This window comes from Mesorhizobium zhangyense (assembly GCF_011045115.1).
GTDB lineage: Bacteria > Pseudomonadota > Alphaproteobacteria > Rhizobiales > Rhizobiaceae > Mesorhizobium_M > Mesorhizobium_M zhangyense.
This window is the reverse complement of the sequence record NZ_JAAKZG010000002.1, coordinates 296,752-311,941: the sequence shown is the minus strand read 5'-3', so window position 1 is coordinate 311,941 and position 15,190 is coordinate 296,752. Positions and strand designations below refer to the sequence as shown.

Annotated in this window: 13 protein-coding genes; 4 read left to right on the top strand and 9 right to left on the bottom strand. The window is 58.7% G+C overall.

The annotated features are described in order from the left end of the window. Window positions 1–238: 238 nt before the first annotated feature. The 5 genes from G6N74_RS05045 to G6N74_RS05025 form a co-directional block, all read right to left on the bottom strand. Window positions 239–1,594: an LLM class flavin-dependent oxidoreductase gene (locus G6N74_RS05045; RefSeq protein WP_165115031.1), complete on the bottom strand. Its 1,356-nt coding sequence runs from the start codon at window positions 1,592–1,594 to the stop codon at window positions 239–241. Window positions 1,595–1,985: 391 nt separating this feature from the next. Continuing rightward, window positions 1,986–3,005, bottom strand: coding sequence for an isopenicillin N synthase family dioxygenase (locus G6N74_RS05040; RefSeq protein ID WP_165115029.1), 1,020 nt, complete (start codon window positions 3,003–3,005; stop codon window positions 1,986–1,988). 189 nt (window positions 3,006–3,194) lie between these two features. Continuing rightward, a complete protein-coding gene (locus G6N74_RS05035) occupies window positions 3,195–3,998 on the bottom strand; it encodes an alpha/beta fold hydrolase (protein ID WP_312857842.1) in 804 nt (267 codons plus the stop codon). 43 nt (window positions 3,999–4,041) lie between these two features. Beyond that, window positions 4,042–4,281: a DUF1127 domain-containing protein gene (locus tag G6N74_RS05030; protein WP_312857835.1), complete on the bottom strand. Its 240-nt coding sequence runs from the start codon at window positions 4,279–4,281 to the stop codon at window positions 4,042–4,044. A gap of 110 nt (window positions 4,282–4,391) precedes the next feature. Further along, the gene (locus G6N74_RS05025) at window positions 4,392–4,760 is read right to left on the bottom strand and encodes a hypothetical protein (protein ID WP_165115025.1); all 369 of its coding nucleotides are present in this window, start codon (window positions 4,758–4,760) and stop codon (window positions 4,392–4,394) included. Between the two features lie 373 nt (window positions 4,761–5,133). Here G6N74_RS05025 and G6N74_RS05020 point away from each other — a divergent pair, with 373 nt between their 5' ends. Both G6N74_RS05020 and G6N74_RS05015 read left to right on the top strand, forming a co-directional pair. After that, window positions 5,134–8,829, top strand: a complete 3,696-nt coding sequence (locus G6N74_RS05020) for a PAS-domain containing protein (RefSeq protein ID WP_165115023.1) — start codon at window positions 5,134–5,136, stop codon at window positions 8,827–8,829. 76 nt (window positions 8,830–8,905) lie between these two features. Next, the gene (locus tag G6N74_RS05015; protein WP_312857834.1) at window positions 8,906–9,631 is read left to right on the top strand and encodes a response regulator; all 726 of its coding nucleotides are present in this window, start codon (window positions 8,906–8,908) and stop codon (window positions 9,629–9,631) included. 113 nt (window positions 9,632–9,744) lie between these two features. Here G6N74_RS05015 and G6N74_RS05010 read toward each other — a convergent pair whose 3' ends face one another. Continuing rightward, on the bottom strand, window positions 9,745–10,416 hold the full coding sequence (locus tag G6N74_RS05010) for a Crp/Fnr family transcriptional regulator (protein ID WP_165115021.1): 672 nt from the start codon (window positions 10,414–10,416) through the stop codon (window positions 9,745–9,747). 252 nt (window positions 10,417–10,668) lie between these two features. Here G6N74_RS05010 and G6N74_RS05005 point away from each other — a divergent pair, with 252 nt between their 5' ends. Beyond that, window positions 10,669–10,878 carry a hypothetical protein gene (locus G6N74_RS05005; protein ID WP_165115019.1) on the top strand — a complete coding sequence of 70 codons (210 nt, stop codon included), beginning with the start codon at window positions 10,669–10,671 and terminating at the stop codon, window positions 10,876–10,878. Between the two features lie 125 nt (window positions 10,879–11,003). Here the strand turns inward: G6N74_RS05005 and G6N74_RS05000 are convergent, their stop codons facing one another. The 3 genes from G6N74_RS05000 to G6N74_RS04990 all read right to left on the bottom strand — a co-directional run bounded on the left by G6N74_RS05000 (window position 11,004) and on the right by G6N74_RS04990 (window position 14,177). After that, window positions 11,004–11,699 (bottom strand): tyrosine-type recombinase/integrase, encoded by a 696-nt coding sequence (locus tag G6N74_RS05000; protein WP_246245650.1) that lies wholly within the window; start codon window positions 11,697–11,699, stop codon window positions 11,004–11,006. Window positions 11,700–11,845: 146 nt separating this feature from the next. Continuing rightward, window positions 11,846–12,922 carry a flavin reductase family protein gene (locus G6N74_RS04995; protein WP_165115017.1) on the bottom strand — a complete coding sequence of 359 codons (1,077 nt, stop codon included), beginning with the start codon at window positions 12,920–12,922 and terminating at the stop codon, window positions 11,846–11,848. Window position 12,923: 1 nt separating this feature from the next. Continuing rightward, window positions 12,924–14,177: an aromatic ring-hydroxylating oxygenase subunit alpha gene (locus G6N74_RS04990; protein ID WP_165115015.1), complete on the bottom strand. Its 1,254-nt coding sequence runs from the start codon at window positions 14,175–14,177 to the stop codon at window positions 12,924–12,926. Between the two features lie 93 nt (window positions 14,178–14,270). On the opposite strand from G6N74_RS04990, the gene G6N74_RS04985 reads away from it, so the two are divergent. Next, window positions 14,271–15,173, top strand: coding sequence for a LysR substrate-binding domain-containing protein (locus G6N74_RS04985; protein WP_281353947.1), 903 nt, complete (start codon window positions 14,271–14,273; stop codon window positions 15,171–15,173). Window positions 15,174–15,190: the final 17 nt, after the last annotated feature.

Here is a 15,190-nt window from a genome sequence, read left to right as displayed (position 1 = left end):
CGTATTGCCAAAGCGCTTGATGTCGCGATTGAGGCGACACCCTGGTCAAGCAAGACGGGAACGAGCGCGCCATCCGCCATGGCGTTCTCGATCGGGTGGCGGCGCGCGACCCGCGCAAGCGGTCTCGGCAAGGTCTCTGGCTTGATCGAGAGATGCGCGGAGATTTTACCTCGTTATCCGGGATACGATCCGAAGCTGATACACGTTGGGGGGCGAACAGGCATTCCGATTTCCGGCATCAGACAGCCTTCCGCCGGTCGACAGGGGCCTCTTCGAAGAAGCGGTTTGCCGGCCGGGCCAGGCCGAGGTTTTCGCGCAATGTCGAACCTTCGTATTCGCGTCGGAAGATATTGCGGCGCTGCAGTTCGGGAACCACCTTGTCCACGAAATCATCTAGCCCCGCAGGCAGGAACGGGAACATGACATTGAACCCGTCCGACCCTTCCGACACCAGCCATTCCTCCATCTCGTCGGCTATTGCCTTCGCCGTGCCGACGAAGGCGAGACCGGAATAGCCGCCGAGCCTCTGTGCAAGCTGCCTGACCGTCAGGTCCTCCTCGCGCGCCAGTTCGATGACACGCTCGCGCCCGCTCTTGCTGGCGTTGGTTTCGGGAATATCGGGCAGCGGTGCATCCGGATCGAAGCCGGATGCGTCGTGACCGATCGCGATCGACAGCGAAGCGATGCCGCTTTCGTAATAGACCAGGCTGTCGAGCTTGGCGCGCTTGGCACGTGCCTCTTCGACCGTATCGCCAACGACGACAAAAGCGCCGGGCAGTATCTTTATGTCGTCGCGCGACCGGCCTGCCTTCACCGCCCTCGCCTTCACGTCGGCGTAGAAACGTTGCCCGGCGGCAAGATCGGCATGCGCGGCAAAAATGACCTCGGCTGTTTCGGCTGCGAGTTGCCGACCCGGTTCCGAAGCGCCGGCCTGCACGATGACCGGCCAGCCCTGTGGCGACCGCGCAATGTTGAGCGGCCCTCTGACGGAAAGACTAGGCCCTTTGTGGTCGAGGACATGCAGTTTCAACGGGTCGAAATAGAGACCGCTTTCGGCATCGCGGACAAAGGCATCATCGGCAAAACTATCCCACAGCCCGGTCACGACATCGTAGAATTCGCGGGCGCGGCGATAGCGCTCGCCGTGCTCGACATGCTCCTGCCTGCCGAAGTTCAGCGCGGCATCCGGGTTGGACGTCGTCACGATGTTCCAGCCTGCGCGGCCGCCGCTGATATGATCGAGCGAGGCAAAACGGCGGGCAATGTGATAGGGCTCGTCGAATGTAGTGGAGGCTGTCGCGACAAGGCCAATGCGATCGGTCACTGCAGCGAGCGCCGACAGCAGCGTAAACGGTTCAAAGGATGTGACCGTGTGGCTGCGCTTCAGCGCCTCGATTGGCATGTTCAGCACGGCCAGATGATCGGCCATGAAAAAGGCGTCGAACTTCGCGCCTTCGAGCCTCTGCGCGAAGCGCTTCAAATGCGCGAAGTTGAAATTGGCATCGGGATAGGCGCCGGGATAGCGCCATGCGCCAGTGTGCAGACTGACCGGGCGCATGAATGCGCCGAGCCGCAATTGTCGGGTTTGGGCCATGGGAGGACTTTCGACAAACGATGATGTTAAGCCGGATGTTGCATCGACCCAGAAGATGAGCCGTCCAGGCCATCCGGGAAAGGTATTTCGTTTCACCAAGCTGTGTGGTGGAGCAAACCGCTTCTCAACGGCCGCCGAAGAGCGCCATCCTGGCACACACTGCATCAAGCAAAAGAAAGCCGGGCTCGAATACGGCCCGGCGAATTGAAGGTTTAAAACCTCCAGAGGGGAACACACATCCGGTTCCAATGGGAGGAGAAGAACCAGATGATTTTTCTTTTATGCGCCGATTCGATCCTCTTTGATACGAATTTCATTCTAAAGATACCGACACTCAGCGAATAGTCTTCCTTGTGAGGACAGTATCCTCTGCTCGCGAAAAACCGACGACTCAGGTCGACGCCAAAGTCGAGTCCAGCAGATCGGCATAGTGTCGCCGCGCTACGTCCGGATGCGAGCGCAATCGGCTCTTCAGAACATTCGTGCCGACATCGCGAAACAGCGGATTGTCCGGGTCGCTCGCTGGTCCCTGCGCCTCCCCTGCCAGTTCTTCGGGCAGGGTCAGAAGCGGGATGGTGGCATCAAGGCGCGCGCTGAAGAAAAACGGTACCGAGATACGTTCCACACCGACCGGCGGCGTAATCACGCGGTGAACCGTCGCCCGCAAGTACCCGTTCGACGCAAGCTCGAGAAGTTCGCCGATGTTGACGACGAGCGTTCCGGGGATCGGGTCGACATCCACCCAGTGACCGTCATACTCGACCTGCAGCCCCTTGTTTTCGTCCTGCAGCAGCAAGGTCAGGAAGCCGCCATCCTTGTGCGCCCCGACCCCCTGGCCGTCGCCGGTCGTGTCCCGGCCGGGATAGCGCACGATCTTCATTCGGTGATTGGGCGATTCGCGGTAGATGGGATCGAACGCATCTTCCGGCTGCTCGAGCGCGACAGCGAAAGCCTTCAGCAGGCGTATCGCCACCGCCGTCGCCTTTGCCTGCCAGGCGAGCAAAGCGGGCTTCAGGCTCGGCAACTGCCCCGGCCATTGATTTGGTCCTTGCAGCCGCGTCCAGGCCGGGGTGTCCGGGCCTTGCGGAATGGCGTCGCGCTCGACACCGATGTCGAGCTGCTCGCGCCAGTCGGCCTTGCCCTTGGTCAGTTCGCCGCCCGCACGCGTGTAGCCGCGAAACTGCGAGGAATTGACCATCTCGATGGCAAGCTTGTCGGTCTCGGGCAACGCAAAGAACTGCCGCGAAGCTGTCAAAACGTCGGCGATCTCGTCTTCGGTTATTCCGTGGCCGCTCAGATAGAAGAAACCGACGTCGCGGGCTGCCGAGCGGAGATCGGCAAGAAATGTCCGGCTTTCCGAGTGGCCCTGTTCAAGCCGGCTCAAATCCAACACCGGGACGATTCTGGTCATAAGTCTGCTCCTTGGTTTCCTCGTGAAGACATCAGCCGCCGCCATGGATCGCCCCGAAAAAGGTGACACAGCTGCAGGGCCAATCAAAGACATCGCCAATCCAATCTAAGCGAAGTCGGGGAAAGAGCGCACTACTGTCGATTGAGAACCTGCAAGTTTGTTTCGACCGCGAGACACGGTGCTTCACACTCAGGCGGCGCGTTTTGGTCGACCTGCGCGGAGCCACGATGGTTGCATCGTCTCTATATGATCGACTGATTTCAAGTGTGAGCCTATCAACGGATCGAGAATATGCGGATCGGTCAGCGGCGCCATGTGCCCGGCGCCGGGAATCATGACGAGACGCGCTCCGATTATTGCTTCTGCGACAAGTTCCGTGACGCGAAGGCTTGCGGCAGGGCTTTCCAGCGCCATGACTGCCAGTGTCGGACACGACACCCGCCTGCAGCGCGACAAGGGCCAGTACTCGGCCAGGGACGCCGCAAGCGTCATCGCCACCTGTTCGGCCTGAGAAGCGAGATACGCGCGCAGGCCGCTGCTGGTTCTGGACCAGGCGCCGGCTCCATACCAGAAGTCGATATAGGCCTGAATTGCATCAGTCGGCCTGATAGCGGCGATGGATGCCGCCATTCGATCGGCAAGATCGACGAGTTCGCTAAACAGCATCCGATCAGCCGGATCATCCGCGAGCAACAGGTGGAAGCAAGTCGGCTCGATCAGCGTCAGGCTTCGGACCAATGTCGGCCGGGACAGCGCGATTTCCAGCGCCACCGCAGCACCATGGCCATGGCCGACGATATGTATCGGGACCGTGTGAGGGGCGAGCTTGCCGATAAGAAGCTGGGCTATATCGTGGACGTCATTCGCTGTGCGCAAACCGACGTCCACGTGCTCCGGGAGATCCGGCGCGATCAACTGATACCGGCCGCGAAGATAGTTCGAGAGGCCCTGCCATTGCCGGCCGGAACTCGCCCCATCATGCAAGGCAAGCACCGGCAAGCGGGGATCCCTCGAAATAGGCTCGAAAGCGAACCGGTCAGGCTGTCCGGTTATCATGACCGCGCATCCTCTCGGTTGATGAGTCATAGGCGATCGACATGATTTCGGATCGCGTGATCCCGATGTCCTTGAGCATGTAATCGTCCAGCTTGGACAGGTCCCGTACGGTCCGGCGCTGACTCCGATCTGCGCGGAACGCGTCGTAGGCGATGCGCACTCTCTCGATGAGAGACATGTCCCGATTGTCGGGTGAAAGTAAAAGGGTGATTGCAAACACGGTACACTCCATTGATTGAGACCGCCCGATCGGCGGCGTGGTTGATTGCGGTCTGGACGGCGGCAGGTGCAGCTTTGCGCCTTCTGACAATGCCGCCGTCCGGCCCAACGTCAGTTGCTGCCGTAGAGAATGCGCGGGCTGGCCCCGATGCCTGTCCCCCGGCTGCCGGCGGACATAGATGCCGCCGAGGAAAAGCCGAGCGCACGCGGCGCTTTGTAGACAGTCGATGGCATCGGCGCGTCGCCATAGGTGTAGCGGGATGAAAGCTTTCCGTTAGCCGCAGGCGCACCGATCGAGGCGCTTGACGAGAAGTTGAGGCCGGTCGGCACCTTCTTCACGATGGAGCGTGGGGCGGCGTCGCCGTGACGGGCGGAAGTCATGCCTGCGCCCGGAAACTGCAGGGTGGAAAGGATGTCGGTGGCATGCGTGGTGCCCACTGCCGGCAGCATGGCAGCGAACGCAAGGATGATCTGTCTCATGATAGTCTCCGTTGTTGTTTCGATTTTCTGGCTTCGCTGTCGCGCTTCATTGCAGCGTTGCTCCGCTGAAATTGATGAAACTGACGACATCGTTCGGTTTTGAAAAACCTGTTCGGCAAACGATCGATTCAATCGAAGTCGACGCTCCGGTTTTAGCGCAGCGTTGTTTCACCTGTTTTTCTGGCGGGAAGCAGAAGTGTTTCTTTTGTTTCGGGATTCAGGCTCGGGTTGCTTGATGCGGCTGAAACAATTGAAACAAATCGCCGGAATCTTGAATGAATCCTGAAAAATAGAGGTAGTATTCCTTCGGAAATACCTCTTCCGGACAGTGCGGCCGATCGCAATCGATGTTCGACGGGGATGGAGACAGTACATGCTCGACGAAAGCCAAGTCATGAATGCGCCAACCGGCTATGCCTTGTTCAATGGCGAGAACGTCCTCGTCGAGGCCAATGCCGAGATCTTCGGTGAAAGCGCCTCCACGGCCGCTGAACCGGGCTCAATGACCCTGGAGACTGCGAGCGCCAGGGTTCTTTCCCGGTTCAAGAGCTTCGATGGCAGGACTGTCGAGCGGAGCGACAGCTTCATTAGAAGTGCCGCAGAGCGCTGGAAGGAAACCGCCAAAGCTCCCGTCGAGGCCGAAACATTGGACGGGCGCTGGAAACTGCTGACGACACATCCCCGGCCCGACGGCGGCGTTGCCCTGGTCAGCATCGACATCACCGATATCAAGCGGGCGCAGATCGCATATCAGGACAGCGCGGAGATATTCCGCTGCATCACCGACAGTCATCCGCTGCCGGTCTGGGTGGTCGACGAGAAGAGCATGGAGATCCTCTATGAGAGCCTCGATGCCTCGAACCTGCTCGGCAGGAAATGGCAGCCGAATGAGCAGCAATTCATAACAGACCATTCCGTAGACCCTCGCGATTTCGACAAGATCAGGGAACTCGTCAGCGCGAGCGATATCGTCCGCGATCACGAAATACAGTTCAAGCGGTCGGACGGCACGATTGTCTGGTGTTCGGCCAATTGCCGGCCCGGGCTCTATCAGGGGCGTCCCTCGATCGTCATAGGCGTTCTCGACATCACCAAACGCAAGCGGCGCGAAGACCTGTTCGGCTTTCTCATCAAGCATCACCCGCTGCCAGTGTGGATGAACGATATCGAATCCGGGGATTTGATTTACCAGAGCCGCGCCGCCGAGCGGCTGTTCGGCTGGCCGAAGAACGCAAGCGCGGCCCGGAAGATGCCTAAGCTTTGCGACTATTTCGTCGACCAGCGGCAGTATCGGAAGATCAGCCGCGAGCTCATGCTCAAGGGAACCGTCGAAAATTGTGAGGCACTCCTGAAGCGGGCTGATGGTCAGGAAATCTGGGCAACCGGCAATCTCCGTGTCGTGGAGTATCAAGGGCGGCAGATGATTCTTGGCGGCATTGCCGATGTCACCAAGCAGAAGAAGCGTGACGACGAAATCGCACTGGCGCGCGAGCTGCTTTCGGACGCTATCGAATCCCTATCCGAGGGCTTCGCGCTCTACGGTGACGACAACCGGCTGGTGATGTGCAACCGGCTCTACCGCGAAATGAACCATCTGGTCGAGGATATGGTCGAGCCCGGGGTCGAATGGGCCGAACTCCTGCGGGAAGCGGCAAGGCGCGGGGCATATCGTGCCGCGATCGGCCGCGAAGACCAGTGGTTCAATGAGCGCGTTCGGGATCGCGTCGGGTTCCTGAAGGATGCACCCGTCGAGCTTGGCAACGGGCAATGGCACTCGGTGTCGGTTCATCCAACCCGCCTCGGCGGATTCGTGGTGACCCGCGCGGACATCAGCGAGCGCAAGAAGGCCGAGACCGCCGAACGCGACGCCCATGCCTTGCTGCGTCAGGTTCTCGATGCCTGCCCTTCGCCCACACGCATGTCCACCGTCGACGGCCAGACGCTTTATCGCAATCCCGCATGTGCAAATCTCTACGGCGATCGCGCTAAGATTACGGACTACTACATCGATGCCGACGACAGCCGGCGCCTTGTCGAAACCCTGCAGGAAGACGGCAGGGTCGACGACGTCCGGGTGCAGCAATACACGGCAGACAACCGCGTGTTCTGGGCTTCGCTTTCAGCGCGCCTGATCGACTTCCAGGGCCAGTCGGTGATCGTCTCCAACTCGACAAATATCGACGACATGATCCTGGCCCAGGACCAGACACGGCGGGCCAATGACCGGCTGATCGATGCGATCGAGTCACTGGCGGAAGGGTTTGCGCTTTACGGCAAGGATGATTGCCTGATCCTCGCCAACAGCCGATATCGCAAGATGCATGCGATAAGCGCGGATGTTCTGGCTCCCGGCGTGAACTGGTTCGACTTTCTGCGCACCACTGCAGAGCGAAAACAGTTCCCTGTTCCGCCGCAGGGGATAGACTCCTGGCTGGCCGAGCGGGCGAAGGACCGGCGCGAGTTCCGTCAGCAGGAATTCCAGCATACCGACGGCAGCTGGTATTTCGTTTCGACCTGCCCCACCCGCGAGGGCGGCTTCGTCGTCACCCGCGTCGACATAACAGAACGCAAGCGTGCGGAACTGGCGGCAAAGGAAGCCGACGAACTCGTCCGCAAGGTTCTTGAAGCCTGCCCGGTCAACATCCAGATGACCCGCGCTCACGACGGCAAGGTGCTTTACCGCAGCCCCGCAACGGCCGAACTGCTTGGCAATGTCGCTTACGCGGCGGACTACTATGTCGATCAGGTAGACCGGAAGCGATATGTCGAGAAACTTCTGGGCGAAGGATCGGTCGACGATTTCGAAACACAGCTCAAACGCAAGGACGGCGGAACGTGCTGGTGCTCGATCTCGTCCCGGCTCATCGACTTCCACGGCGAGAATGTCATCGTTTCGCACGCCTACGATCTTACCGACCGCATCAGGATGCAGACCGAACTCGAGCGCCAGCGCGAAACACTGCATCAGAACGAAAAACTCTCGGCTTTGGGCGAGTTGCTGGCCGGAGTGGCGCATGAACTGAACAACCCGCTCTCGGTTGTGCTCGGGCTTTCCTTGATATTGAAGGAAACGGCAAAGGATCGAACGACCGAGGAGCGCGCCGACAAGATCAGCAAGGCCGCGGAACGTTGCGCCCGTATCGTCAAGACCTTCCTGGCTATGGCTCGGCAGCAACCAACCAGGACCCAGAACGTCCGGATAGATGACGTCGTTGCCTCTGCGATCGAGGTGGCCAGCTATTCCATCAGTTCCTCCGACGTCGCCTTCTCGGTTCACCTCCAGCAAGGTCTCCCGCCGATCTGGGCCGATCCAGACCAGCTCAGCCAGGTACTGATCAATCTCCTGGTCAATGCCGAACAGGCTTTGCACGGCTGGGAGGGACGAAGAGAAATAACGATCTCCGCGCATCTGCACCCCAGGAATGGCAATGTGATCGTGAGAATCGCCGACACAGGTCCCGGAATCGCCGGCGAAATCCTGTCACGCATCTTTGAGCCGTTCTTCACCACCAAGGAGGTCGGTGCGGGAACCGGGATCGGGCTGTCGTTCTGTCACCGCATCGTCCAGTCGCATGGTGGAACCATCGAGGTCGAAACCACCGTTGGCGAAGGATCCACCTTCATCGTCTCGCTTCCGGCTTCCGCGCGGCCGGGTGTGAAAGCCGAGATCAAGCCTGACGAACCGGCAAAATCCTCGGGACTGGCCTGTCTTGTCGTGGACGATGAGAAGGAGGTCGGCGACCTGATTGCGGAAGTACTGCGGCGTGACGGTTTCAAGGTCACGGTCGCCCGATCTGGCGAGGAAGCCGTGCGGCAATTGAAGAACCGCACCTTCGCCCTGATCCTGAGCGATCTGAAAATGCCGAATATGGATGGCCGCCACCTGTTCAACCATGTCGCCGATTTCCATCCATCGGAGATCGAGCGGCTGGCCTTCCTGACGGGCGATACAATCAGCCCGGACGCGCAGGTTTTCCTGCGGGCGACAAAGCGGCCCTATCTCGAAAAACCGGTCAAACCTGACGAACTCCGTTCTTTCGTGTCCAAATTGATGAGCAAAAGTATCTGATTGTGTAACTGGTGTTGGCGCCCGGTGATTTGCCATCCGATGTGAACGAGAATAGTTTGTATCTGGGGCAAGCTACTTGTCGACCGATGTCTTGATGGACGCTGCGCACATCGTTGTTTGCGACGACGAGCCGGATATACGTGACATTGTCGCGGAATATCTGGAGCGCCATGGCTATGCCGTCACGCCCGTCGATGGCGGCCCGGCTTTGCGCGAACTGGCCAATGCACGCCATATCGACGCGATAATCCTGGATATAAGGATGCCCGGTGAGGATGGGCTGTCGCTGGCCCGATATCTGCGTGAACGCTCAGACGTTGCCATTCTCATGCTGACGGGTTCGGCCGACACCATCGACCGCGTCGTCGGCCTCGAAATGGGCGCCGATGACTATATCGCAAAACCGGTGGATTTGCGGGAACTGCTCGCCCGCCTCAAGGCGGTGTTGCGCAGAACTTCAGGCCGGGCACGGCCTGAAATGAAGGCCGGCACTCACGGTACTCAGCAGGTCCAGTTCGGACGCTGCAGCTTCGACCGTGAGGCGCACAAGCTGTTCGACGAGGACGGCATTGAAATCGCGATCACAGCGATGGAGTTCCAGCTTCTGAAAGTATTCGCCGATCATCGTGGGCGCGTCCTGAACCGGGATCAACTCCTCGAACTGGCGCACGACCGAGGCTGGGACCCGTTCGACCGCAGCATCGACATCCGCATCTCCCGGTTGCGCAAGAAGATCGAAATTGATCCTTCCAAGCCCGAGGTTATCCGAACCATTCGCGGTGTCGGATATCTCTATTCGTAGCGAAACGATCTGACGGCGTACATCCGGTGGCAATCGCTAAAGCTGGGCTTGACGCTGGGTTGCGGAACCGGCGGTAGAGCTTGCGTTTTGGTTGTTCCAACCGGGATTGAGGCCTATCGTTCAATGTGCGGCTGGTCATAGAGGACGACGCTCAGCAAAGAGCTATGGACCTTGAGCGTTCCATTGTATTCAATGAAGCCCAACTTTCGAAACTTGTTCATGAAGTGGCTCACGCGGGACCGTGTCGTGCCAATCATCTCTGCAAGTGTTTCTTGGCTGACCTTGCCTATGATTGCTTCGGGCCTCCCTTCCTTGCCAAAATTCGCCAAAAGAAGAAGTGCTCGCGCCAAGCGCTTTTCGCTCGAATTGAACAATTGATCGACCAAATCCTCTTCGACCCTGATAGCGCGGGCCAACAGGTGCGAAATAAACATCTCAGAGAAGGCGGGCTCATCATGGATAACGCGAATGATGGCCTTCTTTTCGATCCTCATAATTTCGCTTTCCGTCACAGTCGTGACAGTAGCCATGCGCCGTTGCTGACCTGCCAGCGCACCCTCCCCACAGAAGCTACCCTGATCGAGAATTGCCACGACGGCTTCCTTGCCCTGCGGTGAACCGACGGTAACTTTCAGCTTTCCGGCCATTATGTAAAAAACGGAATCCGCAGGATCACCCTGCAGGAAAACGACCTGGTCAGCCTGATACCTTGTGATGCTTCTCCCTCCGTCGGCCTTTGCAAGGAAGGCCATGGGGTCGAACGTAGAATTGTTTTTGCTAGACATGAAAGCTCCCCGCATTCATCGGCCTAATCTGATTAAGTGCTTGAACGGTAATGTATAAACTCGCCGAAATGAGTTTCTCGGTGAAATTGATGGTCTCTAGTTTGAATAATTTGGTATATTTTCAGAAATTGGTCAATTTTATACAGAAATCATTTGCAAGCGCGCCTATAACAATCAGGTCGTCAGCCATACGAATGGGCGCTGGCGATTGAAAGTGGCCACCAAGCTTTCGCCCCAGCAGTGGAGCAAGCAATGACTGCGCCTCAAAATTCTCATCCAGACATCTACTATCCTGAGGATCTGATGATGCTGACCCGTATTTGCAAAATATTGCGACAAGAACGGGGATGCGACACCGCTGACCAGGGTGCCAAGGAAATCGCGGACCGCGCCTTTCGCTTTTTCTCGTCAGGGATTGCCGAGGAAGAGGCGCTTTTCCAAAAACTCAGGCAGCAGGCGTAGGAAACTCCCTCACCACGCCTTGCCCGTCGTCCCGAGAGGGACGGCGGGTCTTTTGCGTCAGGGGTAAGTTTCTCTGGCTTGTGCCCGCCGCGTAGACACGCTGCGGGCATTTTTCTTTGTGATCTCTAAGCTTTTGTCTCCCCGCTCCAGACCCGAAGGGCTCCAAGCGTTCTGACGAAGCCGGCGACCTCTTTTGACCTGGAAAGTTCAATGACGCCTTCGCCGCGCGCGCCGAGCACATGACCACCAGAACCCGCGTCAAGGCCCGCCAGTTCGAGCAGGATCTGGATTGCACGAAGATTGCCCGTCGCTTTGTAGATCATCGCGGCCTTCGTGCGTCGAAGCGAGTATGTGCCGTAATCTTCGCGTCTTAGCCCAATTGCAGTTACCCACTCATCGACTAAACGGGCACACTGGCGCGTGCTGAAATGATCGGTATGATCGACTCGACTGGGAAAAGCGTAGTCGTCGATTGTTCCACCTCTTCGTTCAAGCCAGGCAAGCAAACTCGCTCTGACTTCGGCCGTAATCTCGAACTGTACGGGGCGACCGGTCTTTTGCTGGACGACCAAGGCGCGATTTCGAATTTCTTGACCTGTGACAAGGGTTCCGATCTTGATCTTAACAAGATCGCAGCCTCGGAGCTTACTGTCGATCGCGAGATCAAATAGCGCGCGATCTCTCATGCGCCTCTCCCGATCGAGGAAGAAGCGGATCGCCCAAATCTGGCGCTGCTTCAGGGGCTTTTTGACGCCGACTTTTCGGTCGGCGTTCCAAGCCGGACGGCCCAGTGCGGCAGGATCGTGTTGTGCAATACCCATTTGAGTTCTCCTTCGGCCACCATCGGCCTTCAGGAGAATTCGTGAGATCAAGAATTGACAGGCCGGTAGCGGATTGACAGCTGCTGGCTTCGATGCTGCATCCAGGGCCTCGCCCGTATCTGTCGAGTACACGATTTGGAGGGCAGCTAGCGGTCGACGACCAGATCAGATGTGGGCTTGCTGCAGCAGGCAAGGATGTAGCCTTGGTCGATCTCGCGCTGTTTGATGCCGCCGCCATGTGTCATCGTGACGGTGCCGGAGGTGAGCTTCACCCGGCAGGTACCGCAGATGCCTTTCCCGCATGAGGTCTGGATCTTCACATTGATCGCCTGGGCGGCTTTCAGTATCGACTTCGTCTCGCTGCAGGTCGTGGTGGAACCGCTTTTTGCGAACCGGACCTCGTATGCTTTTTCCGAAGGACCCTCGTGGGCATCTTCAGCGACTTTGGTGACAAAGGTGACAAAGCTTTCCTGAAAGAAGCGATCCGCCGGTACCCCCATCCGTTCGGCGATTTCCCTCGCGGTCTGCATGAAACCTTCGGGGCCGCAGGCAAAGACCGTCCTTCCCGCGATATCCGGAATGAGCGCGCTGACGAGTCCTTGACTGATGCGGCCCGTGGGGCCCACCCAGCCGGAACCGAAGGAGGGATTGGTCGCAACCACGATGATCCGCGCCCTCGGCAGAGCGCGTGCCCAGGCTGAGAAGTCCGCCGCGAATATCGTGTCTTCGGGAGAGCGCGAAAAATGCAGGAACACGACATCCCTGTCGTCGCACAGATCGACGTAAGTTCGCATCATGGCAGCCACTGGAGTGACGCCGCTTCCCGCAGACAGAAAAACTAACGGACCTTCGATCTCCTCGTCCGTGAAGGCGCCGAGCGGACCTTCGGCGCGGACCCGATCGCCCACTCGAAGGTTGTCGAACAACCAGTTCGACACCGTACCATTCGGGATGCGCTTGACGGTGATGGCAAGTCTGGCGCCGTGCGAGGCAGACGATGAGATCGAGTAGCTTCGGACGGCTTCCTGCCCGTTTACTCCGAATGTGATGTTCAGGAACTGGCCAGCACGAAACAGGACGCGCACGTCCCCCTCTGTGCCAAAAACGTAGGTCTTGGCGTTGCGGCTCTCTTGCCGGATGCTGCGACAGACCAGTTTGAGCGATTCCGCTTCGCCGACATTCACACGTGCCTCGGCTGGCTCAACTGCGATGTCCATGTCCATGTCAGTAACCAGCGGCTCTGAGGCGCTCGATGTACCAATTGAGGTTGAGATCGACCAAACGCTCCACATGCCTGGAGAGAGGTCCGGGCACGTAGCCGGTGGTCTCGACGCCTTGTTGAGCGAGTTTGACGAGGTCAGCGTCCTGCTGATTGGTCGCTTTCCAGACCGTGATCAGGTTGTTCAGGTCGTAGTCAAAGCCTTCCTTCGCGTCTTTGTGGACGAGCCAGAGCGACCGGAGCTCGGTGCGGCTGGGCGAAAGCGGGATGATGTAGCTCACGACCGCATGGTCGGCGAAGAAGTGGTGCCACGAATTGTGGGTGTGCATGTGCGTGTCGCCCATGCGGAATTCAGGCATCTCGCCCATCAACCTCTTCGACGCGGCTTTCGAATCCATGGTGTGCGACTCGCCGGACTCGGCGATGACGAAGCGCTGGGTTCGCAGCATCGTCGTGCGCCCGGTGATCTCCTCGATCAAAGACGAGGGAAAGCCGGCCGCTTCCCAACGGGCGGTTTCCTGCACCACTTCCGCGGAATGCTTGTTCCATTCCTCGAGCTGCTCTTCGGTCAGGGCGCCGGGATCGAACCCGATGTCGAGGCCGTTCAAAGTCCGGCACAGTTCCGGATGTGATCCTTCGCAGTGGTAGCACTCGCGGTTGTTGTCCACGCTGAGCTTCCAGTTGCCTTCCTCGATGAGAACTTCCTCATGAGCGATTTTCGCCTCGGCAAGCCCGAAAGGCAGCAGCCGGGGTGTGGCAAGCTTCTCGAAGTCGTCGATATCGGCAGGGGCATTCTCGTCGATGCAGATCATCAGCAGTCCTGCAATCGAGCGGATGTGGACTGGGCGAAGCGAATGGCAGCTCCGGTCGATTTCGTTGTTCATCTGGCTTGCGTAGACTAGCGATCCGTCCAGATCGTACGACCATTGATGATAGGGGCAGACCAGGCGTCCAACCGATGTCTTGTGCTCCGTGATGAGCCTGGCTCCGCGATGGCGGCAGACATTGTGGAATGCCTGAAGCCTGCCGTCGTCGTCCCGCGCGATTATGATTGAGGTCTTGCCGATCTCAAGCGTCTTGATATCGCCTGGCTCCGGAACGTCCGCCTCCACTCCGGCGACGATCCAGTGCCTGCGAAAGAATATCTCCAGATCGACTTCGAACGCGTCCTGGCTCGTGTAAAGCTCGGCCGGCAACGTGTATCCCGGCTTTCGCTCATGGATGAGTGATCCGACAAAATTGCCGCCTTGGATGTTCATGATCGAGCGCCCGCATAGGTTTCTAGCATAACTAAGTTTCTTGGTTGCCGCAGACAACTCGACAAATATTCCATGTTCGAATAACCTTTTTACATGCGTAATCCACGACGAGAGATTAAGTCCCTAGCTGCGCTGTTCGCCTTCGAGGCAGCGGGGCGGCACTTGTCGGTTACGGCAGCCGCGCGCGAGATGGGCGTGTCCCAGTCGGCGGTTAGCAAGCAGATCGCAGCCTTGGAGGCAGAGGTTGGAGCACCGCTTTTTACGCGGCACCACCGGGAAATCAGGCTGACCTGGAAGGGCGAGGAACTCCTGAAAGTCACGAGCGCCTCCCTGTCCGCGATGGCCTCGATGCTGCGGAACATACGCGAGCGCAGCATCGACAAGGTCGTGACGATCGGTGCATCGATGACGCTTTCCCATTTCTGGTTGCTGCCAAAGTTGCCGCAATTTCGGGACAGCCATCCCGAGGTGACGATCCGCGTAGTGTCACAGGAAACGCCTGTGCCGCTGGAGGACGGCGCGGTCGACATGGTCATCCGTTTTGGAAGCGGTGACTGGACCGATGGCCGTGTTCAGCCGCTCATGAAGAGCAGGATCCAGGTCATGGCGACCCGGCGGCTGATAGAACGATATGGTCCCATCGAGACAGCAGGCGATGTCCTGCGCCTCCCCTTGATCGCTTACGATGCCATAGACGAGAGCTGGACAAGCTGGAACGACTGGGCGCACGAGGCGGGTATCGACGCTGTCGCGCCGCCGGCGCTCTCCTTTAACCGGTACTGGGATGCCCTTCAGGCCGCCGCGGCAGGTCAAGGGGCTTTGCTCGTCTGGAGCGGCTTGACGGGAGGTATAGAAGAGAACGGCATCCTCGTTCCGCTTCCTGGCCCCGCCTTGATACCGCGCGGTGATTTCTACCTGGTCACGAGCGATCTTGTGAGCAAGTCGACCCGGCATGCGACCTTGCGCGACTGGTTGCTCGAGCAGGCCCATAATTGAAGTTGATCCGGCAGGAG